The organism is Pseudomonas sp. GM74, from assembly GCF_000282455.1.
In the GTDB taxonomy this organism is placed as follows: domain Bacteria; phylum Pseudomonadota; class Gammaproteobacteria; order Pseudomonadales; family Pseudomonadaceae; genus Aquipseudomonas.
Genome location: NZ_AKJG01000119.1, coordinates 1 through 24,356, shown reverse-complemented (window position 1 = coordinate 24,356; position 24,356 = coordinate 1). Strand labels below are relative to the sequence as shown.

At 59.4% G+C, this 24,356-nt stretch carries 16 protein-coding genes; 10 read left to right on the top strand and 6 right to left on the bottom strand.

Annotated features, from left to right (window positions below; genetic code table 11):
• Positions 1-148: 148 nt before the first annotated feature.
• Together PMI34_RS05465 and PMI34_RS05470 are read right to left on the bottom strand one after the other, a co-directional pair.
• Positions 149-934 (bottom strand): siderophore-interacting protein, encoded by a 786-nt coding sequence (locus PMI34_RS05465; RefSeq protein WP_008052825.1) that lies wholly within the window; start codon positions 932-934, stop codon positions 149-151.
• Positions 931-1,497 (bottom strand): PadR family transcriptional regulator, encoded by a 567-nt coding sequence (locus PMI34_RS05470; RefSeq protein ID WP_008052824.1) that lies wholly within the window; start codon positions 1,495-1,497, stop codon positions 931-933. The genes PMI34_RS05465 and PMI34_RS05470 overlap by 4 nt, the downstream gene beginning before the upstream one ends.
• 513 nt (positions 1,498-2,010) lie before the next feature.
• On the opposite strand from PMI34_RS05470, the gene PMI34_RS05475 reads away from it, so the two are divergent.
• From PMI34_RS05475 to PMI34_RS05500, 6 genes are all read left to right on the top strand, one after another.
• The gene (locus tag PMI34_RS05475; RefSeq protein ID WP_008052823.1) at positions 2,011-2,502 is read left to right on the top strand and encodes a CS1 type fimbrial major subunit; all 492 of its coding nucleotides are present in this window, start codon (positions 2,011-2,013) and stop codon (positions 2,500-2,502) included.
• Between the two features lie 104 nt (positions 2,503-2,606).
• Positions 2,607-5,129: a CS1-pili formation C-terminal domain-containing protein gene (locus PMI34_RS05480; protein ID WP_008052822.1), complete on the top strand. Its 2,523-nt coding sequence runs from the start codon at positions 2,607-2,609 to the stop codon at positions 5,127-5,129.
• 30 nt (positions 5,130-5,159) lie between these two features.
• Positions 5,160-6,425, top strand: a complete 1,266-nt coding sequence (locus PMI34_RS05485; protein WP_008052821.1) for a hypothetical protein — start codon at positions 5,160-5,162, stop codon at positions 6,423-6,425.
• Between the two features lie 58 nt (positions 6,426-6,483).
• Positions 6,484-7,230 carry a hypothetical protein gene (locus PMI34_RS05490; RefSeq protein ID WP_008052820.1) on the top strand — a complete coding sequence of 249 codons (747 nt, stop codon included), beginning with the start codon at positions 6,484-6,486 and terminating at the stop codon, positions 7,228-7,230.
• Positions 7,231-7,246: 16 nt separating this feature from the next.
• Entirely contained in the window at positions 7,247-7,741 is a 495-nt protein-coding gene (locus PMI34_RS05495) for a CS1 type fimbrial major subunit (protein WP_008052819.1), read from the top strand.
• Positions 7,742-7,780: 39 nt separating this feature from the next.
• The gene (locus PMI34_RS05500) at positions 7,781-9,034 is read left to right on the top strand and encodes a hypothetical protein (protein ID WP_008052817.1); all 1,254 of its coding nucleotides are present in this window, start codon (positions 7,781-7,783) and stop codon (positions 9,032-9,034) included.
• A 50-nt stretch (positions 9,035-9,084) separates the two neighbouring features.
• On the opposite strand, the gene PMI34_RS05505 is transcribed toward PMI34_RS05500, so the two are convergent.
• On the bottom strand, positions 9,085-13,758 hold the full coding sequence (locus tag PMI34_RS05505) for a dermonecrotic toxin domain-containing protein (protein ID WP_008052814.1): 4,674 nt from the start codon (positions 13,756-13,758) through the stop codon (positions 9,085-9,087).
• Positions 13,759-13,914: 156 nt separating this feature from the next.
• Positions 13,915-17,028, bottom strand: coding sequence for a transglycosylase domain-containing protein (locus tag PMI34_RS05510; protein WP_008052813.1), 3,114 nt, complete (start codon positions 17,026-17,028; stop codon positions 13,915-13,917).
• A 656-nt stretch (positions 17,029-17,684) separates the two neighbouring features.
• Here PMI34_RS05510 and PMI34_RS05515 point away from each other — a divergent pair.
• Positions 17,685-19,106 carry an amino acid permease gene (locus PMI34_RS05515; RefSeq protein ID WP_008052812.1) on the top strand — a complete coding sequence of 474 codons (1,422 nt, stop codon included), beginning with the start codon at positions 17,685-17,687 and terminating at the stop codon, positions 19,104-19,106.
• A gap of 40 nt (positions 19,107-19,146) precedes the next feature.
• On the opposite strand, the gene PMI34_RS05520 is transcribed toward PMI34_RS05515, so the two are convergent.
• Positions 19,147-20,286, bottom strand: a complete 1,140-nt coding sequence (locus tag PMI34_RS05520; RefSeq protein WP_008052811.1) for an OpgC family protein — start codon at positions 20,284-20,286, stop codon at positions 19,147-19,149.
• 245 nt (positions 20,287-20,531) lie between these two features.
• Between PMI34_RS05520 and PMI34_RS05525 the strand changes: the two genes are divergently transcribed.
• From PMI34_RS05525 to PMI34_RS05535, 3 genes are read left to right on the top strand one after another with little or no spacing between them, the layout of a single operon-like run.
• The gene (locus tag PMI34_RS05525) at positions 20,532-20,906 is read left to right on the top strand and encodes a GtrA family protein (protein ID WP_008052810.1); all 375 of its coding nucleotides are present in this window, start codon (positions 20,532-20,534) and stop codon (positions 20,904-20,906) included.
• Entirely contained in the window at positions 20,903-21,844 is a 942-nt protein-coding gene (locus tag PMI34_RS05530) for a glycosyltransferase family 2 protein (protein WP_008052809.1), read from the top strand. The genes PMI34_RS05525 and PMI34_RS05530 overlap by 4 nt, the downstream gene beginning before the upstream one ends.
• A gap of 1 nt (position 21,845) precedes the next feature.
• On the top strand, positions 21,846-23,354 hold the full coding sequence (locus PMI34_RS05535) for a glucosyltransferase domain-containing protein (protein ID WP_008052808.1): 1,509 nt from the start codon (positions 21,846-21,848) through the stop codon (positions 23,352-23,354).
• 27 nt (positions 23,355-23,381) lie between these two features.
• Here the strand turns inward: PMI34_RS05535 and PMI34_RS05540 are convergent.
• Positions 23,382-24,356 (bottom strand): FMN-binding glutamate synthase family protein (locus tag PMI34_RS05540; protein WP_008052807.1); only part of this gene is annotated, 975 nt, incomplete at its 5' end.

Sequence of the window (24,356 nt, the reverse complement as noted above, 5' to 3'; positions counted from 1 at the left end):
GGCTACGCCAGCTGCTACGGATCGCGGATGACTGGAACGACTGCTGCGCAGCCGGACGCAGGCTACGCCAGCTGTTACGGATCGCGGATGACTGGAACGACTTCGGCGTCAGTACCTGAAGCTGCCGCAGGCTGCGATCCTTCAAGGCTCAATCCTCTTCGTTGTCATCCAGCCGCCAGTAACCCACAGCCTTGACGAACTGCTCATCCAGCCCGTGCTCATCGAGCAACACCCGGCGAATTTGCCGCGACACCTTGCTCTCGGTCGCGACCCAGGCATACAAGCTTCCTGCAGGAACCTGGATCTGACGCACAGTGCTCAGCAAATGGTCCTTGCCACCTTCGCGCAGCACCCAGATCACATTGACTTCGGCAGCGCTGTGCAGCACTTGCTGCTCCTTGCCGTTCTCCACTTCGATGATCACCAGGGCACGCCGATTGGCCGCCAGCCCTTCCAGGCGCCGGGCGATGGCGGGCAGGGCGGTTTCGTCGCCGATCAGCAAGTAGCTGTCGAAGATGTCCGGCACGATCATCGAGCCCCTTGGCCCGCCGATGTGCAGGAACTGTCCAGGTTGGGCCTGTTCGGCCCAGGTTGCGGCCGGGCCGTCGCCGTGCAGCACAAAGTCGATGTCCAGTTCCAGCGTGTCGGGGTCATGGCGGCGCGGGGTGTAGTCGCGCATTTCAGGCAACGGACCGTTGGCCTTGCCGGCGCCCAGCACCAGGGTTTCCAGCGTTGCCGCTTGCTCGGCGTTCTGCGGGAACAGCAGCTTGACGTGGTCGTCCGTACCCAGGCTGACGAAGCCAGCCAGCTCAGGCCCGCCCAGGGTAATCCGGCGCATGCGCGGGGTCAGGTCAACCACCCGCAGCACTTCCAGGCGACGGCGTTTGATCTCGTGCATGACACGGTGAATGGTTGAGGCGATCACTTCAGTCATTCGGCTTTCTCCTGAACGGCCGGGCCGTCGACGATGGCCTTGGCGGTGTTGTTGAGCAGGTCGCGTACCCGCAGGATTTCGTCCGGGCTCCAGCGCCCATGGTGCATTTGCAGGGCGTGGCGCAGGTTATGCACGGCTTCATGGATTTCTGCCGGACGATCATGTCCGCGTAGCGAACGCTTGCTGACGTCGATGCGCATCCGCACGCCATCCAGTGCAATGGCTTGCTCTTTCAGGAACAGACGTCCGGCATCGGTCACGCTGTAGCGTTTTTTCCCGCCATCGGCATCCCCCGCAATCAATTCGCTTTCTTCAAGGAAGGTCAGGGTCGGATAAATCACACCGGGGCTGGGGCTGTAGGCGCCGTCGAACATGCCTTCGATCTGGCGAATCAGGTCATAGCCGTGGCACGGCTGTTCGGCGATCAACGCCAACAGCAGCAGTTTCAGGTCGCCGGGGGCGAACACCCGCGGGCCGCGACCGCCGCGTTCGCGACCGGGGCGCTTCTCGAAGCCGTCATGGCCGTCGCCGTGTTCGCGGTGGGGGGAATGATGGTCTCTCATTTTTGTGTTCTCTCGTCGTGTTTAGATACAACTTAAGATATATCTTATCGAGCGAGCAAGGCTGACTGACCAACGGCGCATCCGGCGGCAGGCGTAACCGTCATTGAAAATGGCGCTTTCACCGTTCCCGGAATGGCTTTTAATGGAGGTGGAAAAGTTGAAATTAGTGTTAACTCTCTAAATATTCGATTTGCGCCTTTATTTATTGGTTATGTAATATCTCTCCTACAGAAGTTGCTGTGTCGTTGTCGACTGTTATTAGTCGATCGTTGGCTTCATGTAGTCCGTCTCTTACAGTAGAACAGTGAGTTTTTCGATAATTCAGTATTTTTCTTTCTATGGTCGTGGCACTTTGGCTACGAACTTCATGGAACTTTCCTGCTTACTTTCCAGAAGAATTGCTTGATCATTCTTCGGCGTTGAAAGTTCGGGAAAACATAAATCTGCTCGTGACGGTTTTTTGTTTTGTCGGAACTTTCAATGAACCGAAAATTTTATAAAGACAGGTACTGAATGATGTTCAAGAAATTCGCGATTGCCGCTCCACTGGCTGTACTGGCTCTGAGTTCTTCCGCCGTTTTTGCCGCGGGTGAAGCCCGTCACTCCATCAGTCTGGTTGCCCATGTGCCGACCAACGGCTTTTATGTAGTGCCGGTCGATGCGGATCTGGTCACCAAGGACCAGGACATGAGCTACCGGCCTTCCACCGGCACCATGGGCGAAGTCAACGGCTTCTTCGACATGCGCAACAACAACGGTTCGATACACGCCAGCCTTGAAAGCGTGCCGAAGCTGATCTCCGGCGCTACGTCTATCGACCTGCAAGTGGCACTCAACAGTGTAGTCCTGACCACGACGCCGCAAATGGTGGTCGGCGAGACCGAGTCGAACGTCAACTACCGCGCCCCACTCAACATCAAGGCTGTCGGCACTACTTTCGCGCCGGGTGATTACACCGGTGCCGTCACCATGATGTTCGACGCTGTAACTCCTGTTGCTCTTTGAAGTTGAAAGAGTCGTAAGCGCTTACTTGCTTGAGTGACGTGACCGGCCGGCAAGTTTCAACTTGTCGGTCGGGTTCAACTTCTTTGTAATTAGAGTACTCGTTCATGTTCCCGATGACGCCCATCGCGGCAGCGCTTGCGTTGCTGTTATGTAGCAGTGCATTTGCGGCGCCCACTTCAATTGATAATACGCCCAGAAGTTTGCTGGCCCAGGCCAAAGGCTTGCCGGCGGATTTCGAGGAGCACTTTTTCGATGTGCCGCTGGCGGTTCGGGTCGAGCTCGATCAACAGCCACTCGGCGAGGCGATGATTGTGTTGTCCCGCGATGACCGGGTGACGTTGCTCGATTTCACCGATACCGGCGACAGCCGTTTCGGCGCCAGTGAGCGCCAGACCTGGGCCGATATCCTCAAACCCGGCGTGGCACTGGGTGCCTGCTCGGGGCAGTGCCCGGAGCAGATGCTGGCGGTGCACTACAACCTTGAAAACTCTTTGCTGTCGATCGTCACCGAAAACGCCGAGCGCGACAGCGAAGCCAGGCGTTTCTACGACCAACCGGAAGGCGGCAGCAGCGGCCTGATGGTGCGTAACCAAATCAATCTCAACGGCGGTCAGGATCAGGATCTGGGCGGACGCTTCGGCCTTGAGGCCAGCGGCAGCCTGGGCAACTGGAGCCAGACCTTCAACATGCAACTGGCCCGTCTTGGTGGCCCGGACAACAAGACGTTCCACGCGGTACACGAACTTTTCACCCAGCGTGAACTGGAGGGCAGTTTTTTCCGCCTGGGCTATTTCACCCCCAATTCCGAAGGCCTGACCCGTCAGCCACGCTCGTTCGGGACCAGCCCCGACACCGCCGTGGGCGTGATGTATGGCAGTTCCGACAGCCTGGCAATCGACAGTCCGAAACCCAGTGTTTATCCCATCTATGTCACCGCCAACCGCCAGGCTTCGGTGGAGATCTTTCGTGATGGCTTGTTGATCAACACCCAATCGGTGCCCGCCGGTTTGCAGACCCTGGACACCCGGCCATTGCCCGGTGGCATTTACGATGTGGAAGTGCGCCTGATCGAAGATGGCCAGATCACCTCGACCACCCAGGAGCTGGTGTACAAGCCCAGCAACTGGCGCAACCTCGACGAGCGTTGGCGCTACAACCTGTTCGCCGGCCAGGAAAGCAAACTGCTCAGCAACTGGGATCAGCAGGCCAGTGGCGATGCGACCTTCGGCGCTTCTGCGAACTACTTGCTGCACCCTCGGGTGGTGCTGGGACTGTCCGCGCGCCAGGAGCGTGAAAAGCTGCAGTTCGGCAGCTCCGTCGACTGGTCTCTGGCCAACAGCACCAGCGTGTATGCCAACGTTTATCAAACCCAGGACCATGGCACCGGCCTGGATCTGCAGGGCCTGTACAACTATGGCGCCGGCAGCCTGGTGATCAGCCACAACCGTAGCTGGCTCGATACCACCGACAATTTCGACACGTTGCCCGACGGCACTCGCGTGCGCCAACGCAATGTATTCACCGGCGAGACCAGCAACTCATCCCTGGCGCTGAACCACCGGATCAGCCGCAAGAACTCGTTCAACGCGCGGGTTTCCCACAGCGAAGGCAACGTTGAAGGCATGGGCGTAGACCTGGGCTGGACGCAGCGCACCGAGTTGTTTGGCAGCGACGCCAACTGGCGGCTGTCGTTGTTCGATCGCCCGGGTAGTTTCAGCAGCGGCGATGCGCGCAATCGCGGGGTCGACCTGAGCCTCAACGTGGCGCTCGGCAGCAAGGGCCAACAGGTATCCGGCAGTATCGGTTCGCGCACTGCCCGCGATGGCAGCCGCGACACCAATGCCTCGCTCGGCTATCGCAAAGACTGGCAAGACCACGTCTTGCAGAGTGTCTCGGTGACCGCATTGACCGACACCTACGGCATGGGCCTGTCGAGCCTGGCTAACTTTCGCACCGATGCGGTCAACGGCGACGGCTTTGTCCAGCGCTCGTCCTTCAACAACAACTTCACTGGTGGCCTGAACCTCGACAGCACCCTGGTGGTGGGTGCCCAGCACATGGCGTTGACCAGCCAGCATCAAGGACGCGGCGCCGGGATGATCGTCGATGTCGAGTCCGACATCGACGGCATTGCCTTGCGCGCCGATGACCTGAGCGGCGGCAGCTCGGTGTTGCACCCGGGGCGCAATTTCATACCGCTGACGGCCTACAGAAACAGCTCGGTGAGTTTCGACTTCGAAGGCAATCACGTTCCGGCGGCAAACATCGAACCCGCGCGCACCCGTTATCACCTGAACAAGGGCGGCGTGGAATACCGCCAGATCCGGGTGATGAAAACCCTGACCGTGCTCGGGCGACTGCTTGATCCACAGGGCCAGCCACTCAAGGGCCATCACGTGATCAACCACGCCAGTCGCGGCGTGAGTGAAGTCGACGGCTTCTTCTCCATGGAAATGAACGCCGGCTCACCGACGCTGGAAGTGCGGCATGCCGACCGCTTGCTGTGTCAGTTCCGTCTCGATGTCGACAAGCATCGCCTTGAGAACAACGTGCTGATGATCGGGGATCTGCGGTGCAGCCCGGACACCCTGGCCGATGCCACCAACAACCAACGCAAGGCTGGGTAAACGGCCCGGGCCGATTTTGCGGAGATTGCAATGATGAATAAAAAAATGGACCTGCCTAGATGGTGGTACCCCGGTCTGTGGTTGGGGTTGCTGGCCACGTTGGCTGTTCCTGCGGCAAGCGCTGCAACGCAAGAAATCAGGGCGCTGTTTACGCCGGATTCGGCTAACCCGCATCGCAACGAGTTCGTCAACAAGACACCTTCCAGTGGCTACTGCGAGTTCTATCCCGACATCTGCCGCAACAGCAACACCTTCAGCATCCGGCTGATGACGCGTTTGAATTCGAGCAAACCCATGCAAGCCAATTCCGGTCCACGCAACAGTGCCATGTTCAAGGTGCCGGGAGACTGGCGCTCACTGACAGTCACCAATAAGGAGACGGGAGACGATCAAAGGGTCGAAGTGCGCATTGCCGGCGTTGGCTCCAATTATGTTTTGAGCGACACGGCAGCCAATTTGACGGGCGCTCCGAATGCCCAGCAGGGGCACGATAGGTTATGGAAGGGGGGCGGCTGGCTGTATGCAACGCCTCCTTGCCAATCTACCGGCGTCGGATTTTACGGATCGAACACCTATGCGTTTTTCTGGAAAACGCCCAATGCAACCCCCTGTGTCAAAGTCTCCAATTTCCTGATCCCTGGCATGACCTATGGCTATCTCGACTTTGCCTATGAATTGCGTACACCCAACCCTTTGGGTATGGGGGCCGGGATCTATACCGGGAATCTGACTTACCGCCTCGGCCCGGGTGGCGATTTTGATTTCGGTGACGTCATGATCCCGAACGATCCGGTACTGAACCTGGATTTCGTCCTGGACGTTCAACACACCCTGAAAGTGGACATCCCGCCTGGCGGCGAAAGAATCCAGCTGGTCCCGGCCGGTGGCTGGCAAAGCTGGTTGCAGGCCGGGCGGCGACCGGTGAGGTTGTTCCGTGACCAGACCTTCAATATCTCGGCTTCTTCACGTTTCAAGATGCAGCTGGAGTGCGAGATCAGTGCATTTCCCTATGACTGCCTGCTCGATGACCGAGTCTCGAAAAAATCGGTCGAGTTGAGGGTCAGTGTCAGCCTGCCCAATGGCTTGACCGACATGGCGGGGCAACCGGTAAAGCAGCTTCGATTACGGCCCGGACCCACCAATGCCCAGTATTTCAAGCCTGGTTTTTATGTGGATCGAGCACCAGGCATCCTGCATTTCGAGGTCCCGCAACAACAGATGGAATTCATGCTGCGACCCGGCGTGGCGTCCACCTACAGAGGCAGTGTCACGGTGATCTGGGATTCGGAAGTCTGATGGGCGCCGTAGCGATGGCGCGTGCCTGTGTTGTGTTCAATGTCATGAGGTTCAAGGTATGAAACGTTTGTGGGCAACACTGATTCTGAGCGGGTTTTCCGTCGGCCTTCAGGCCGGGCCGCAGATCAACGTCGGTACGGTTTACGACTATCTGGATGGCGACAAGAGCACCTATCTCAAACGTGTGTTCAACAGTGGCGATGCCACTGCCTTCGTCAAGGTCAACATCCTGGAAATTATCTACGAGGCCGATGGCACCTCACGCGAAGTGCCGGTCAAGACCCGGGCGGATGCCAGCGGCCGCGATGGCCTGATGGCCAGCCCGGCGCGGTTGATCGTGCCGGCCAACGGCATGCAGGGCACGCGCCTGCTGCTCATGGGCAATCGCGACAAGGAACGTTATTTCCGGGTGCGTTTCGTGCCCGTGGTGCCGGAAAGGGAAGACGAGTTTGCAGTCTCCGGCGATGAACGCGAGGAGTACAAGAAGAACCTTTCTGCCGGCGTCAACGTCATGACCGGTTTCGGCACGGTGTTCTTCGTGCGCCCGAGCGACAGTCGTTTCGACACCGCGATAGAGGACGGACCCGAACGTTACCGTCTGCGCAACAACGGCAACACCGTGGTGGTAGTCGATGAGTTTCGCAACTGCTCGTTGAAAAACGAGACCGAGTGCGAACCGACCACCAAGCACCACATCCTCGCCGGAAAAAGCTTCGAGTTCGAGAAGAAAACCGGCCGCGAATACCGCTTCAATCTGGTTGAAGGCAGTGAGAAAAAAACGCTGCGCATCGCCAGCCAGCAATGACCGACAGGTAGCCGACATGAGCAGGAAAATTTCCAACACCTGGTGCGCTGGCATGCTGATGCTGACCAGTGCGTCGACGTTCGCCGCCCGGGAAGAACACACTTTCGAAGTGTCCGTGGATATTCCGGCACTGGGCTTTTACGTGATCCCGGCTGAAACGAACTGGATACACCTCGACCAGCAATTGCCGTGGAATCCTGTCACTTCGACGCTGGGCGGCTTGCGCAAAAACTTCGACGTCAAACACGACACCAGCGCGATCGAGGCCCGTCTGGAAAGTGAACCGTACTTATCCAATGGCCGGGACGAGCAGAACATTCATTTGCGTGTCAGTTTCAACGGCCAGGAATTGAGCCACGAGGCGCAACCCCGGCAAGTGGTGACCGAAGAACAGGCGCGCGCCGGTGGGCGCTTTGCGCTGGACATCCAGCCGAGAGTTCCCGCAGGCGGTTACAGACCCGGTAACTACTATGGCAATGTCCATCTGGTTTTCAATGCCGCAGCGCCCTGAAACCACCCCCGTCTGAACAAACCTTCATAGAGCACGATCATGAATCTCAAGACTTGTCTCCAGGGATGGCTACGCGGTGGCCGCTCGTTGGCACTGTTGGTTTTCGTCACGCCCTCGGCAGCGGCGGTAACCCAGGAAATCAGGGCGCTGTTCGTCCCTGATTCGGCCTATCCACAGCGCAATACGTTCACCAACACGACCCCGGTCAGTGGCTATTGCGAGCACTACCCTGGCGTGTGTCGGGACAACAACATCTTCAGCATTCGCCTGCCCATTCGTTTCGAGTCGGTCAAGGCCATGCAACCCAATGCCGATGCGCGAAACAGCGCGATGTTCAAGCTGCCGACTCAATGGCGCAGTTTGACGGTAACCAACGTCGACACGAAGGAGTCGGAGCAGGTCGAGGTACGGGTTGCCGGCTTCGGTTCCACCCATGTACTGAGCGACACCTCGATGAATCTGACGGGGGCGCCGACCGCGCGCGAGGGGCATGACCTGTTGTGGGTTGGCGCCGGCTGGGTTTTTCCCGCACCGCCATGCCAGTACAGTGGGATGGCCTTGTATACCAGCAACACCTACAGTTTTTTCTGGAAAACGCCGACCGAGGGCGCTTGTGTCAAAGTCGCCAGTTTTCCGATCCCGGGAATGTCCTATAACTATCTGGATTTTGCCTACGAATTGCGCACGCCCAACCCTATGAGCATGTCATCGGGCCTCTATACCGGCAGTCTGAGTTATAGCGTCGGCCAAGGTGGGGACTTCGACATGGGGGATGTCATGCTGCCGAACGACAATCAACTGACCCTGGATTTCGTGCTCGATGTTCAGCACATGCTCAAAGTCGAGATTCCGCCCGGTGGTGAAAAAGTCCGGCTGGTTCCCGACGGTGGCTGGCAAAACTGGCTGCAGGCCGGGCGCAGACCGGTGCGGTTGTTTCGTGATCAGACGTTCCACATTTCAGCGTCGTCGCGGTTCAAAGTCGAACTGGACTGTGTGATCGAGGGCTTCGACTGCACGATCAAGGATGCGGTTACCAATCGCGCAGTCAAATTGAAGACCTTCCTCAGCCTGCCCCCGGGAATGACTAACAATGCCGGGAATCCGGTCAGGTACGAATATTTGCGGGCCGGGCCGTCATACGCGAAACGTTTCCAGACTGGACACTATGTGCACCGAGGTCCCGGCGTATTGCACTTCGAAATTGCATCCCACGAGATGGCACAGATGCTTCAGCCCGGTGTAGCCAGCTGCTATGTCGGAAACGTCACGGTCATCTGGGATTCCGACGTTTGAAGGACAGTGAACCTGACGGCAGGAACGGCTGTCAGGTTCACCGCCAGGCCTTACTGTCCGGCCTGGCGCAATGCAGCTCGGGTCAACTGTCTCGACAATTCCTTTTCACCGTCACCCAGGTCGACCAGCAGCCGATCAAACGTTTCGTCGCTAATCGGTTCATCTGCGAAGACCACGGTGTCCGGTACCGGCAGATCGTTCATGAGCGACCTGAGACGTTCGCGCAGGGCGGGTCGCTCGGCATCAGGCGCCGAGAGCCATTCACGCTGAGTGGCGCGAAGGGTTTCAAGTTGCTCGTACTTGTTCAGAAACAGCAGCTTGTTGCTTTCCATGCGAACCGGCCAGGTAGTGCGCAGGTAGTCTTCCCAGAAAGGCTGTTCGAGCATTCTGTCGACCAGACCATCGCCTTCGCCCAGGGCCAGCACCGTGTCATGGGCTTGATCGATCATGGCGTCGGTGACGCCGGACACGGGCCGGAACAACATGCCACGGGACTGCCAGGGCAGGTCCAACCGATCCGCCAGGCCGGTCTGGTAAGCCAGGTAGACTTCGACTTCGTCAGGGTTGCCGCCGCGGCTGTGGACATCGGCCCGGGCGACGTCGTTGACTTGCTCCAGCCGCGCCGCGCCTTTGGCCAGTGTCACCAGTTTTTTCTCCAGCTCTGACGCATCAGTGGAGTACGAATAGGCCTCCGACGCCAGCACATTGATACCCATGTTGTTGAACAGTTGAGCACCGGCATCGGCGCAATCGACCGGTGCAATCGCCATGGTGAACAGCTTTTCACGTAGCGCGGTGTCGATGAAGACGGCATCGAGCATGCGCCACACCCGTTGCAGCAATTGTTCCTTGGCCACGCCGCCGGCAAGGAAGTCGGCGCTGTACTGGGTATCGAGCAGTACCTTCATGAATTGCTGGCCCTGGGGTTCGTCAGCCAGTTCCGACCAGATGTTCGCCCGCTCGACGCCCCAGCCGGGCACCTCGTTCCAGTGCTCCACGGAGGCATTCGAATTGACCACCAACTCTTGCTGAGTGTTCGAAGGCAATACAGGTTCCGGTGGCAGCGCCAATGAGCGCCGGTATTCCTGGTAGCGCAGTTGGTTCCGTGGCGAAAGATTGCCGACATCCAGCCGGGTTCGTGCAACCACCCAGGCTTGGGGCGAGCCGGCAACCACTTCGGGAATCTGGTCGATATGGTTGTCACGCAGGTCCAGTACAAAGCCGCGGGGCCTGGGCTTGGCGAACACACCCAGTGGCCAGGCAGTGATCACGGTGTCTTTCAACCCCAGCACTTTCAGGCGTGGCATGTGCCCGATGTCGATCAGCCTGCCCAACGGGTTCTCGTCGAGCCTGAGGATTTCCAGGCCGGTCAGGTGCTTGATCCGTTCAACGGCGGGAGCATCGAGCACGATTTCATTTTCACTCAGGCGCAGGCGTTCGAGCCTGTGCATGGCACCGATGCTCGCAGGCAGCGTCGTCAGCTCGCAATCCCTGGCGCTGAGCTCGCGTAGATGAGGGAAATCCATCAGCAAGCCGTTTGGCTGGCTCGAAAAGCGTGTGTTGTCGAGTTTCAACACAGTGATCCGGTCCAGAAATGTTCTCAGTTCGGGGCGTTGTGACCACCAGGTATCCAGATTGACAGGCAATAGATCGCTGGACAGGTCGAGGGCGTAACTGTCCGGGTCGGTTCGGTTACCAAGCCGGCTGTTTTTCCGTTCGAAGCAGTCGATCAGACGTTCGGCAATGCGCTTGCCACCGCCATTCAAAAAGCCTTCGGGGTCCGGTCCCCAGGCTTCGGGCTGTTGATATTCCCAGCGATTGAGGATCACGCGCAATTCATAAAGATCATTCTCATGCTGTTCGATCGCCTGCAGCGGTTGACCTTTTTCGATCAGGGCGTTGGCAAATGCATCGACCTCATTTTCGCTGAAATGCGGATGCAGGTCTTGAATACGCTCGTGCAGGGTGACACCGCCCCTGCTCAGGGCGCCGCCACGCACCAACAGCATCGTTTCATGCTCGGCAACAGGGCGAACGGGCGGGGTGGCGAGCACGGTCCGGCGTTCGCTGGGCGGGGCCGATTTGGCCATGACCCATTGCCTGAAAAACTCACCGTCACCCGGCTTGTAACCCAGGCTGTTTTGTCCAGTCACCTGCGTGGCCTGCAGGACGGCTTCGAAAAAGTCCTCGGCTTCATGGATCGGCTGATCGTCACCATCACGCACCTGATACTGCCCGGCATCGTCGCGAATCAGTACCCGCACCCGCGTTGCGTCATCGGGGCCGACGCTGCAATGCAACTCGCCATCGAATGTTCCTTGACGAACATCGAGGCGCAGGTCGCCAAAGGTATCGGTGTTAAAGCGCAAAGTGCCTAGCACCAGGCGCTCGGTGTCGGGAGTGATTGAGGTGCCCGGGTACAAACCCTGGGCCGCTCGCACCGTTTGCGTTTCGAACTGAAGCTCCCGCGCCTGGGTCCTCAGGCGCAGGGGCAGGCGGCTTTCTTGCGTTATCCGCTGACGTTCCGCAGCGCTGGCGCGGGCATGGATTTGTTCCGCAACGGTGGCCGGTAGCTCGGGGAAATCGCCGAACAGCGGCGCGATCTCAGGGGATAATGCCGCGGGTGCAATGGCCGGTGAAGCCAGGCGTTGCAGGGTATCGGTCAACAGCGGTGGCGGTGGTGCGCTTTCCACGTGCACCCTGCGCAGCACGCCTTCATCGGTGCCGCTGATCTGACGAATCTGCTCCAGTTGTTCATCGTTGAAAGCATCAGTGCCATGACCCAGACGACGCATCAATGTCGAGCCTTCCCACTCTCGCGGGTTTTCCGTTTCGCCGACCCAGGCGCCGTGACCGTTGTGGCGCAGGCTCGGCGCATAGGCATCGGGTCGTTGCGGATGCTTGATCCGGTGCTGCCCGGTGACCGCATCCTGCGTCACTTCGAAGTGCTGTTCGTCCAGGCGCACGAAGCGGCGGCCTTGATCCTGGTAGATGCCCGACGCGTCGGGCCTGGCATTGGTTGCTGACGCCGGCCCCGGTTGTTCATAGGGTGCAAGGTCCGGGTTCCACAAACGCGCCCGGCCATCGGCCAATTGCACCGGTTTGAGCCCTTCGAAAAATGGCGAGAGTTTTGCCCCGGCGACATTACCCAGTGCCCCTGCCGCCGCAAACACACCCAATTGGACGACATTTTCCAGCACGCCGAGGATCTGCTCACCGGCCTCGGCCAAACGCCCTTCGGCCAGATCGACGATGCCCTCGACCACTTCATCGGTCAGTTGATACGCGGTGTACGCCAGCATCAATTCGCCAAGGCCCGGGACAAACGGAGTCACCACCAGCAGCGCGGCATTGAGGATGTCCGAGAGCATTTTTTCCAGGTTGTCCCACCACGCCCAGCGCGCCATGCGGTCGGCGTATTCAGTGGAAATCGCGATTTCTCGGGAGTCGTTGAGGATTTTGTTCAGCTTTTGCTGGTAGAGGTATAGCCACAAGTCGCCGGTAAAGCGGGTTTCACGGTCGTCCTGAATCTTCGCGACGCGGAACTGCAGGTTGGGGTTATCCACAGGTGTTTCTCGCCAGCTCGGCAGGTTGGAACCCGGTGGCACCGGCTGCCATTTCACCTGGCTGAGACGGTCGTTCAGTCGGGCAAAAAAATGTCCGCGTTGCTGATGGGCCACGAACTGGCTGAAAAACCGTTGATAGGGTGCGGACGATTGTGTATCGCGCAGTTGGCGGCTCAGTTCGGCCATGAACGCCAGTGATGACGGGTATTGCTTGAGTGGGTGCTCCGGGTCATGGGGAACGTATGCAATCACGGGAAGGGGGCGAGTGGCGGCGGGGAGGTCAGCGGTGATCAGGACGATCCCCGTCAGGGGCGTGTCCATCATGCTCAGGTTGTAGTAGCTGACAACCTGGCCGTGCCATCGCACCTGTGCACGATCTTCGAGCATCCCCTGTACCGCATCGAAAGCGTGCTGGTCGATGTCTTTTTTCTGCAGGGCCAGGTGGGCTGCGACACGCAGTGCCTGCTTCTGGCTTTGAGTAACCTGGATGCGCAGGTAATTGCTGGCCACGGGCTCATCGGAAAGCAAAAAACTATTCAGATGCTGTTGGTAGCGAGCGCCGATGTCCAGTTCGCGGCACAACGACTTGAACTGATCGATGCTGATTTTTTGCTTCAGACGTTTCACACCAAAGTGCCCCCGGACGTCGGGGCGGGTGATGAACTCGGAATCCGCCATGAATGATTCGTCACTTGAAAAGTTGTGCAGCGCAGCATCGAGCAAGGAAACGGTTCTGCCCTGTGTGGCCGACGCAAAGTCATGCACCCACCACGAGGTTTTGACGGGCATGTACAGTTGCAGCCAGGTGTCTTCAACGTCGTCCTCTACACCGAAGCGGTCTTTCAGCGCCTGTTGCAGCAAGGGTTTGGCAAAGGTGTAGACATCCTGCAGTTCGCTCAGCGCCTTATCGACGTCGTTCTGCACGCTCCAGGCGAGCCGCATCTCGTTTTTCAATTGTTGATGGGCTGTCGCTGAAGCGCTGCGGTGCCAGTCGGGCAACGTCAGCCTGACGCTTTTCAACGCTTTGACGCGTGACGCTGAGGTCTCGAGCAGCCAGGAAGGGATGGCCTTTTTGACCAATTCATAATGGACACTTTTATCGGCAGAGGCTGAAGGCGCTTGTACTGGCCGATGAAGTGTCAGGGGAGGATTGGGCATTGTCTGATCGTCCGTTGATCAAGAGTGGAGCGACCAGACTAGGTACGTGCCTTGCCCAAAAAAAGCTCAAATATACGTTTGAACCGCTGCCGGTTTTCGACGCAAATCTCTCAAAATTCAAGGGTAAAAAACACATAGATACCGCCACACCCTGACTTAACGTTTAACCGTCGCCTCGGTTGGCTGGCACATGGTGTGGGTGCCCGGTTGCAAATACGGCGTCAGGATCGGCGCCATGCCCTTGAGCACCTGTACCGGCAACGCCGAGGTGAAGGTGAAGCTTTCTGCCGAGCGGCCTGGCACGAAGGCGGTCAGGGTGCCGAAGTGGTGATCGCCGATATAGAACACGAAGGTCGCCGTGCGGTTGAGCGATTTGGAGCTGAGAATCCGCCCGCCGGAGCCGATGGCTTCGATGCGGTTGTCGCCGGTGCCGGTCTTGCCGCCCATCGCCAGCGGGCTGCCGTCGGCCAATTTGAAACTGCCGGCCACGCGTTTGGCCGTACCGGCGTCCACCACTTGCGAGAGGGCTTCGCGCATGGCCGTGGCGACCTCGGATGGCATCACCCGTTTGCCAACGTCCGGGTCATTGATCAGTTGGGTTTCATAGGGCGTGTTCGCGGCGAAATGCAGGCTGTCGATGCGCAGGGTCGGCATGCGCACGCCATCGTTGAGGATGGTGCCGATCAATTCGGCCAGGGCTGCGGGACGGTCGCCGGAGCTGCCGATGGCGGTGGCCAGCGACGGCACCAGATGGTCGAACGGATAGCCGACTTTCTGCCAGCGCTGGTGGATGTCGAGGAACGCTTCGATCTCCAGCATGGTGCGGATACGACTGTCGCGGGCGCCCTTGTGCCGGCTTTTGAACAGCCAGCTGTAGACCTCCTGGCGCTCGAACTGGCTAGCCTTGACGATGTCACCCCACTTGGCGTCGGGGTGATTGAGCAGGTAGCCCATCAGCCACAGGTCCAGGGGGTGAACCTTGGCGATGAAACCCTGGTCCGGCAAGTCGTAGGAGCCTGGACCGTAGGCCTCGTAGAGTCGCACAAGACGTTCGTCGGTGAGTTTTTCCGTGAGCTTGGCGCCCTTGAGGTGCGAGCGCACGAAGGCGTTGAAGCTTTCCTGGCTGGCCTGCGGCAGCAGGTAGCGGTGCACGGCGGCCATGCGGATCGGAGTCGGGCGCATGCTGTCGAGGAAGGTGTCGAGGCGGTCCTGGGTATCCTTGTTCTTGTACTTCTTCCAGAACTTGAGCAGGAACGAAGTGCCCTCGCGGTCGGCGAATTCGGCCAGGTACTCCTGACGCCGCGGGTCGCGGTCATCCTTGAGCAATTCGGCACTGCTGTTGGGGCCGGAGTAAATGGTGTAGCGCACCAGGTCTCGCATCAGGCGAATGAACGGCAGGTTGATCGATTCGCGCAGGGCATCGCGCAGGGGCGGTATCCGGGCGTTGTCTTCCTTGCGGAAGTTGTTGAACACGTGCAGGCCACCACCGGTGAAAAACGCCTCGCCGGGGCTGGCGGAGTATTTGCGGTCCAGGGCGGCGCCGAGCATTTTTTTCAGGTCGCGGTCCTTGTTCTCGATCAGGTAATCGACCGCCCAGCGGCTCAGGCGGTCCTGATCCGGTACGTCGACCTTCTTCAGTTCCGGAACGGTCATGCCGGTGTATTTGTCGTGCAGCTCGGCGATGATTTGCAGGTAGGTGGTCAGCACGCGCATTTTCGCGGTGGAGCCCAGTTCCAGTTTGCTGCCTTCGTTGATGTCGAAGGGCTGGTCGGTGCTGTCGGTCTGTACCCGAACCCGCGAGCCGTCCGGTGTCAGTTCGAACAAGGTGAAGCTGTAGCGTACCTGGGTGGTGCTGGTGGGGGTCAACAAGCGTTCGCCCATCAGGCCGATTTCCGCTGCATAGGCCGGGTCGGCGAGTTTTTTCAGATACGCGGTGGCCTCGCTTTGCAACTCGCCTTGCAGGGTGCTGGTGGCGGAGAGATCAAGGCGGTCGAGGTCATACAGCGGGCGATTGAGCATGCCGGCCAGACGGCTGCGCGCCACACTGATGCCCTTGTTGGTTTCAATCGGTTGGATGGTCGGCTGGGTGGCCCAGTCGCGGTAGGTCACTTTGCTGGCCAGGGCGGCGGCGGCGAACTCGGCGTCGATCACATGGTTTTGCGCCAGCAGGCGAATATGGCTGTCGGTGAGGTCGGCCAGTTCATCATGACCCTTGGTCAGGTAATGCGAAGGGCGGCGCTGGGCAATCATCAACGACAGCACCTCACGCAGGGCCAGGCCTTTTTCCGCCATGGTCTTTGGATCCGTCGCGGTGCTGGACAGCGCTTCGTTGGCCTGATTGAAATCGGAGCCGTACCAGACGCGCAACCCTTCAGCCATGCCATGTACTTCACCGTGACCCGGTACGGCCGACAGCGGCACGCTGTTGAGGTAGTCGCGAACCACGTTCTGCCGGGCTTCGAGGGTTTGTGGCCCGGCCTGATAGGCGCGCACGGTGGCGGAAATCATCTGGCGAATCTTTTCCGCGCCATTGACCGTCAAGCCATCGGGGGAATGCCGGTACTTCTCCAGTTGAGTGGCCAGGGTACTGCCACCGGCGGATTGGCCGGGCACGTGCAACATCTTGGCCAGCTGGGACCACGCCGCCATGCCGAACCGTGGCCAGTCCACCGCCGGATTGGCCAGTGGTTGCCTGGGGTCGAGCAGGAAGCGGTTCTCGATGAACAGCAGGCTGTTGACCACCACCGGCGGGATCGAGGCAAAGGTCGAGTAAAGCTGCTGTGGATAGTTGTACCGGTACAGCGGCGCTGCACGACAATCGGTGATCGACAGCCCGGCCTGGATTTTCTCGGCATAGGGCACGAACAGGCCCTTGTCGCTGTACTTCAACAGCGCCGGGGAAAAGCGGGTTTGCGCCTCGACGACGAAATCGCGCTTGATCAGGCGCGGCAGGAATTCATCCAGCGAGCTGTAGCCCAGGCGCCGATCGAACGGACCGTCCCCCGGATAGCGAATCGCATCGCTGGGGCCGGGTTTGAGCTCATAGCTCAAGGATGCGGCGTATTTGCTGACCTCCCGGGCCTGGAACTTCGAGGTGCGCATCTCCCTCGCGGCGGCAAGCCCCACGACAACCGCGATGATCAACAGCAATAGCCAGAACGCTCCCCATCCGTGCCTGGAACGACGGGGTTTTTCAGGTATAGGCGCTTCATCCTCACATTCATTCGGAACCACGGTTTTACTCGAATCGGTTTGCCACAAAGCGCCCATAGTCGACTGATCCATTCACGCAGATTGATCGGACTTGAATGAAGCTTAGACGGTGGTTGGCGGGGGGGAAGAAAATGTGAAGGGCAAAATGATGCACGGACGCGCCGATAATCAGGCTGATTGAAGCACTTGTGGCGAGGGGGCTTGCCTGCTGTGGTCGAGAATCCGGTATTTGCAGTGTGTCTGACGTAGCGGTGGAGATCGGATCAAGGGGGCGGTTTCCAAGTCAAACAAGCACTTCGGCAATCCGACATCTCCCTCGCCCCGGCTGGCTTGGTGGGGGAACCTTGAAGTTGCCTGTAATGGCCGTAATAGAGCCATTTCGAAAGTGAGTACGGCTTTCGTAGGGGCATGACGACGCACCAATGCTGTGCAATACTCCGCGCCCTTTAAATGGCGAAAATTCCTACATAATCTAGGTGATGCCCCTCCGCAAGTCGGGTTTTTGCCGGGATTTATGGCTGAATTTTGTGGTTTATAGAGTGAATATCTCTGTCGCCAGCTTTTTATACTGCACGACCCGCTGATCTTGCAGGTTTTGTCCTACAGGACGGTTCTGCTTACAAAGCAGGCCCGGTTACACGAAGCCATCGGCCTATCGGTCGGTGGCTTCAACGCTCGGTGGTCATATCCAACAACAAGATGAGGTGCCCCTTATGCCCGTAGGCAATCACCAGCCCAACGGCGAGACCGCTCAGGGCGGTCCGCTTAAACGTGAACTCGGCGAGCGGCATATTCGCCTGATGGCACTCGGTGCCTGTATCGGCGTCGGTCTTTTTCTCGGTTCAGCCAAGGCCATCCAAATGGCCGGCCCCGCCATCATGCTGTCCTACATCATCGGCGGTCTGGCGATTCTGGTGATCATGCGTGCCCTCGGCGAAATGGCCGTGCACAACCCGGTCGCCGGCTCGTTCAGCCGTTACGCCCAAGACTACCTCGGCCCGCTGGCGGGCTTCCTGACCGGCTGGAACTACTGGTTCCTGTGGCTGGTGACCTGCGTCGCGGAAATCACTGCCGTGGCGGTGTACATGGGCATCTGGTTCCCCGATGTGCCGCGCTGGATCTGGGCGCTCGCGGCGCTGATCAGCATGGGCTCGATCAACCTGATCGCGGTCAAGGCCTTCGGTGAATTCGAGTTCTGGTTTGCCCTGATCAAGATCGTCACCATTGTTGCCATGGTGTTAGGCGGCATCGGCATCATCGCCTTCGGTTTCGGCAACGACGGCGTGGCCCTGGGCATCTCCAACCTGTGGAGCCACGGCGGCTTCATGCCCAACGGTGTAACTGGCGTGCTGATGTCGCTGCAGATGGTGATGTTCGCCTACCTGGGCGTGGAAATGATCGGCCTGACCGCCGGTGAAGCGAAGAACCCGCAGAAAACCATTCCCGATGCGATCGGCTCGGTGTTCTGGCGGATCCTGCTGTTCTACGTCGGCGCGTTGTTCGTGATCCTGTCGATCTACCCGTGGAACGAAATCGGTACCCAGGGCAGCCCGTTCGTGATGACCTTCGAACGTCTGGGCATCAAGACCGCGGCGGGTATCATCAACTTCGTGGTGATCACCGCTGCGTTGTCGTCCTGCAACGGCGGCATCTTCAGTACCGGGCGCATGCTCTACAGCCTGGCGCAGAACGGCCAGGCCCCGGCCGGGTTCGCCAAGACGTCGAGTAATGGTGTGCCGCGGCGTGCGTTGCTGCTGTCGATTGGTGCGTTGCTGCTGGGCGTATTGCTCAACTATCTGGTGCCGGAAAAGGTGTTTGTCTGGGTGACGTCCATCGCCACCTTCGGCGCGATCTGGACCTGGGTGATGATCCTGTTGGCCCAGCTCAAATTCCGCAAAGGCCTGAGTGCAAGCGAAGCGGCCGGCCTGAAATATCGTATGTGGCTGTTCCCGGTCAGCTCTTATCTGGCGCTGGCGTTCCTGGTGCTGGTGGTCGGCCTGATGGCGTACTTCCCGGACACCCGCGTGGCGCTGTATGTGGGGCCTGCGTTTTTGGTGCTGCTGACGGTGTTGTTCTATGTGTTCAAGTTGCAACCGACCAATGTGTCGCAGGGGGCGGTGCGTTCGGTTTCGTAAGTCGTAATGTCTGAAACTGTAGGAGCGAGCTTGCTCGCTCCTACATAAGGCGGTCCAGTGCGGGCACAGTTTTCGGTGCTCGATTCAAACGCTTGTTGAACTCAAGCCAGGCTGCCAGCAACGCCATCAACCCGGCCCCCACCAGCGCCGTGAAAATCTGCATGGCAACAGCATCGTCGGTCAACGCGTTGACCATGTCCGCCAATGGCGCCAGCAGTACGCCCAGACAGAAAATCTCCAGCGAGAAACGGCCCATGCGGCAACTTTGCTGCGCGAGCCAGTTTTGCGTCCATCCGCTGTCGGGAATCAGTTTCGCCGTGACGTAGGCCAGTGCGAGGAAATGCAGCAGGCGCACGGGGGACAGGTCGGTCTTGCTGATGGGGTACAGGAAGTTCTGCAGGCTCGCCGGCACCACGGCATCGTGTATGCCCGGCCAACGCCACAGCACGGTCAACACACCCGCGACCACGACATACAGCGCCGCACCGACAAACAACGGCTGGCGAATCAATGGACGCGTCTCGGGCAAGCGCGGGCGCTGGCTGTGAATCGCAGCGGCACCGCCGAGCACGAACAGCAACTGCCAGGCGACCGGGTTGAAATACCACACGCCGTCCTTGATGGCCGCCAGGTTCCAGCCGGCCAGCGGCACCATCAGATACAGCGCCAATGACATCGCGACCACCACCCAGGCCTTGCGCACCAGCAGCGGCAGCACCAGGGGCAAGCCAGTCAACAGCACGATGTACAGCGGCAACGGGTCCATCAGGTTCGGCTTGAAGCGCAACAGCAATTCATCGATCAGGGCCTGTTGCGGGTTGCTGATGAAGTGATGCATGCCCATTTCCTCCACCAGATCCCGTGTTTCCACGTGGCTGTTGGCGAAAAACACAATGCCCATCAGCATCGCCAGCAGGAAGATATGCACCACGTAGAGCACCCACGCCCGGCGCAGGATTCTCACGCAGGCGATCAGAAAGCCTTCGCGCGCCAGGACTTTGCCGTACGCCAGGACGGACGCGAAACCTGCCAGAAACACGAAGACCTCGGCCGCATCGCTGAAACCGAAGTTGCGCAGGGTGATTTGCCCCAAGGGGTTGTGGGGCACGTGATCCCAAAAGATGAAGATCAGCGCCAGGCCACGAAAGAAGTCGATCCGGTGATCGCGCGTTAACGTCATGACAGCAGGCTCGTAACAGCGGAAAAAATGGTATTGGCCGCGAGGGCAAAGGCCACGCGACCGATCGGCGGCGCGCAGGGTGGACTGATTCGCGGGCAATTGCAAAACCGGGATATTTCCGGATGTCTCGGGCGTGGCCTCAAGGCTCAACCGCTGGTCTGAAAGGTTCAAAAACCTGCGATTTCTGACAGTAGACAGGCTCCAATATTCATGGGAAACCTAACGTTCTAAGACAGGGGCCTCACATGAGACAGTTGTGGAAAGGGTTGCCCAGCTACACGGTGATCGGGGTCGCCAACACCCTGATTCACTGGCAGATCTTTTTCCTGCTGAGCGTTGCAGCCAGCCTCAGCCAGGCACTCAGCAACCTGGCAGCCTTCTGCGTGGCTGCGTCGTTTTCCTTCTACATGAACGCGCAATTTACCTTCACCGCCAGTGCCTCGGTCGGCGGTTATCTGCTGTTTGTATCGGGCATGGGGGCGTTGAGCCTGGGTGTCGGCCATCTGGGCGATGTCTGGCGATTGCACGGCTTGCTCACGGTGACCCTGTTTTCGGCGTTGAGCCTGGTGTTTGGCTTCCTGTATTCCAAATACGTGGTGTTTCGCGAGCGTGATCAATGAAAATCTCGCTCATCGTCCCGGTGTTCAACGAGGAGCAGTCAATCAACCTGTTTTATCAGGCTGTGCGCCGCGAGTTGAAGCTGCGCGACGCCGAGGTCGAAATCGTCTTCATCAATGACGGCAGCTCAGATCGCACGGCCGAGCAGGCGACGGCGCTGGCCCAGGCTGATGAGCAGGTGCTGCTGATCAATTTCTCGCGCAACTTCGGCAAGGAACCGGCCCTGTTTGCCGGCCTGGAGCACGCCAGCGGCGATGCCGTGATTCCCATGGATGTCGACCTGCAGGACCCGATCAGTGTCATCCCGCTGTTGGTCGAGCAATGGCAGAAGGGTGCCGACGTGGTGCTCGCCAAGCGCCGCAATCGGGACGTCGACGGCTACCTCAGGCGCCACAGTGCGTCGATTTTCTACCACGTGCTCAATCGCATCGCCTACACCCGGATCGAGGAAAACGTCGGGGACTTCCGGCTGATGGATCGCAAGGTGGTCGACGTGATCCGTTCCCTGCCCGAGCACCAGTTGTTCATGAAAGGCGTGCTGTCGTGGGCCGGGTTCAACACCGTGGTGGTGGAGTTCGAGCGGGCCGGAAGGGTGGCGGGGAGCAGCAAGTTCAATGGCTGGAAGCTGTGGAACCTGGCCCTGGAAGGCGTGACCTCGTTCAGCACCGTGCCGCTGCGCTTGTGGACTTACGTCGGTGGCGGCATTTCGATTTTCGCGGTGCTTTACGCGGTGTACATGGTGCTGGACAAGATTTTCTTCGGCAACAGCGTCCCCGGTTATCCGTCGTTGATGACCGCGATCCTGTTTCTCGGTGGCGTGCAACTGATCGGTATCGGTATCCTCGGCGAGTACATCGGTCGCATCTACATCGAGGCCAAGCACCGGCCGCGCTATGTGATCAAGGACATCGTCGGCGGCAAAGACCGGAGCGGGCGTTAGCATGGGCCGGTTCAGCGACTTCTTCGTTCGCGAGCTCAGCCGGCATCAGGTCTGGCGGTTTTTTCTGTTCGCCACCTTTGTGTATGTCCTGCCGTTGATCCTCGCCGATTATCCCTACATCGATGACAACTGGCGCTCGCTGTCGGCGGGCATGGCCTGGGCCGAACAGGGCCGACTCTTCGCCCAGCTGTTCAACAACGCGCTGACCTTCAGCCATGCCGCGCCGAACATCTTTCCCTTGCCCTTGCTGATCGCCACGCTGGCCATGGCATCGGCACTGACCAGCCTGACGTTCCACTACTTCCGCCAGCCCAAAGTCGCTTGTTGCCTGGTGCTGTTGCCGCTCTGGTACAACCCGTTCTTCCTGCAGAACCTGTCCTATCAATACGACGGTCCCACCACGACCCTCAGCCTGGTGGCGATGATCTACGCCATCACCTTTCGTCACCCGTGGCGCAGCGTGCAATGGCTGGTGCCTTCGTTCCTGATAGCACTGGCGCTGGGGTTGTATCAGATCAGCCTGAATGTGTTCCTGGGCCTGTGTTGCCTGGAATTGCTCAGGGCCGCCAACGATAAAACCGCCCCGGTGCCATGGCGCGACCTGCTGGGCTGGAAAGCCGCCCAGGTCATCCTCGGCGGGTTGATCTACAGCGTCAGTGCTGGTCCGTACATGGACTCCAATCGCACATCGTTGCTCGATTGGACGGGGCATCCATCATTGCAGATCCAGATCAACATTGGCCGGGTCCTGGAAAAAGTCGTGCTGCTGTTCCATGGTGGATGGCTCTGGGTGTTCGGCGGGTTGCTGTTGCTCGCGATAGCCGGGGCAGTGCGGTTGGGACTGAACGTAGCGGCGCGCCAGGACAGCGGAGCGAAGAAGCTGTTGATCGGCCTGATGTGTTTGCTGACATTGCCTGTGGTGACGCTGCTGGTGTCCGGTGTCGCGCTGTTTTTCCGCGACTTCAACGAAGGCGCCCGCACCTTGATGGGCTTCGCCGTGCTGCTGGTATTGCTGTTCTACCTGGGGCATCTGGCGCTGGCGTCGATCCATGACCGCCTGCCACTGTTGATGATCATTCCGCTGCTGGCGATGCTGTCGCTATCGTTCGCCTATGGTCGGGTGCTGACCGTGCAGAAAACCTTCGCGTCCACGGCGCTGGCCAGCCTTGATTACGACATTGCCAGCCGTCAGGCACTGCGTGAGGCCAAGCGGATCTACATGTCGGTGAGTTATTCCGACTACTGGTTGCTGGCGGCAACGGGTTCGTTCAAGCAGCTGCCGGTGCTGCACTACCTGCTCAATACCGACTTTTACATGCTGGCCGAGAATCTGCCGAAAGCGGGCATCACCAACGTGGTGGCGGAGCGGGAGCGGCGCAATGCGACGCGGGTGGGTTATCAGGGCTATGCGCCGCTGGTGGACAGCCAGTTCTACCGGATTTACCTGATCGGTGATTACGGTTTCATCGTGATGAAGGAACCGACCCCGAGCAAAACCCTGCGTTGGTGACGCGCGATTTTGATCGGGGGGGCGAGGTCATGCAGCCGCTATGTCTTGGGGCTCGAAACTGTCGGCCCGGGCCATCTGCCACATCCGCGAGTAGAACTCGCCGTTCACTTCGCCGGTCAGCAACTCGCCCGGTTTGAGGAACACATGCAGCTGCGAGAACAACTTGATCTCGGTCGCCGACATGCGTCGCACCAGGTGCTTGGCGGATAACTGCGACGGATGTTCGAGGCCGGCGGCGGCGAGCATTTCCGCCAGGGCCTTGAGGGTGTTGCGGTGGAAGTTGTAAACCCGCTGGGCCTTGTCCGGCACCACCAGTGCACGCTGGCGCAGGGTGTCCTGGGTGGCGACGCCGGTCGGGCATTTGTTGGTGTGGCAGCTCTGCGACTGGATGCAACCGATGGCGAACATGAAGCCGCGCGCCGAGTTGGCCCAGTCGGCGCCGATGGCCAGTACGCTGGCGATGTCGAAGGCGCTGACGATCTTGCCGCTGGCGCCGAGTTTGATCTTGTCCCGCAGGTTCAGGCCCACCAGGGTGTTGTGCACGAACAACAGGCCTTCGCGCATCGGCACTCCGATGTGGTCGGTGAACTCCACGGGCGCGGCGCCGGTGCCGCCTTCCTTGCCGTCGACGACGATGAAGTCCGGGAGGATGCCCGTCTCCAGCATGGCCTTGGCGATGCCCATGAACTCCCACGGATGGCCGAGACAGAACTTGAAACCCACCGGTTTGCCACCGGACAATTCACGCAGTTGAGCGATGAAATGCATCATTTCGATCGGCGTGGAAAACGCGGTGTGGCGCGACGGTGACACGCAGTCTTCGCCCATCGGGATGCCGCGGGTTTCGGCGATTTCTTTAGTGACCTTGTGCTTGGGCAGGATGCCGCCGTGGCCGGGCTTGGCGCCCTGGCTCATCTTGATTTCGATCATCCGCACCTGCGGCGTCCGGGCTTGCGCGGCGAAGCGTTCCGGGTCGAAACGGCCGTCGCTGGTGCGGCAGGC

Bases quoted from the DNA above. Each gene is read 5' to 3' on its own strand.
- PMI34_RS05465 (WP_008052825.1), bottom strand. From the start codon at position 934: ATGACTGAAGTGATCGCCTCAACCATTCACCGTGTCATGCACGAGATC.
- PMI34_RS05470 (WP_008052824.1), bottom strand. From the start codon at position 1,497: ATGAGAGACCATCATTCCCCCCACCGCGAACACGGCGACGGCCATGAC.
- PMI34_RS05475 (WP_008052823.1), top strand. From the start codon at position 2,011: ATGATGTTCAAGAAATTCGCGATTGCCGCTCCACTGGCTGTACTGGCT.
- PMI34_RS05480 (WP_008052822.1), top strand. From the start codon at position 2,607: ATGTTCCCGATGACGCCCATCGCGGCAGCGCTTGCGTTGCTGTTATGT.
- PMI34_RS05485 (WP_008052821.1), top strand. From the start codon at position 5,160: ATGATGAATAAAAAAATGGACCTGCCTAGATGGTGGTACCCCGGTCTG.
- PMI34_RS05490 (WP_008052820.1), top strand. From the start codon at position 6,484: ATGAAACGTTTGTGGGCAACACTGATTCTGAGCGGGTTTTCCGTCGGC.
- PMI34_RS05495 (WP_008052819.1), top strand. From the start codon at position 7,247: ATGAGCAGGAAAATTTCCAACACCTGGTGCGCTGGCATGCTGATGCTG.
- PMI34_RS05500 (WP_008052817.1), top strand. From the start codon at position 7,781: ATGAATCTCAAGACTTGTCTCCAGGGATGGCTACGCGGTGGCCGCTCG.
- PMI34_RS05505 (WP_008052814.1), bottom strand. From the start codon at position 13,758: ATGCCCAATCCTCCCCTGACACTTCATCGGCCAGTACAAGCGCCTTCA.
- PMI34_RS05510 (WP_008052813.1), bottom strand. From the start codon at position 17,028: ATGGGCGCTTTGTGGCAAACCGATTCGAGTAAAACCGTGGTTCCGAAT.
- PMI34_RS05515 (WP_008052812.1), top strand. From the start codon at position 17,685: ATGCCCGTAGGCAATCACCAGCCCAACGGCGAGACCGCTCAGGGCGGT.
- PMI34_RS05520 (WP_008052811.1), bottom strand. From the start codon at position 20,286: ATGACGTTAACGCGCGATCACCGGATCGACTTCTTTCGTGGCCTGGCG.
- PMI34_RS05525 (WP_008052810.1), top strand. From the start codon at position 20,532: ATGAGACAGTTGTGGAAAGGGTTGCCCAGCTACACGGTGATCGGGGTC.
- PMI34_RS05530 (WP_008052809.1), top strand. From the start codon at position 20,903: ATGAAAATCTCGCTCATCGTCCCGGTGTTCAACGAGGAGCAGTCAATC.
- PMI34_RS05535 (WP_008052808.1), top strand. From the start codon at position 21,846: ATGGGCCGGTTCAGCGACTTCTTCGTTCGCGAGCTCAGCCGGCATCAG.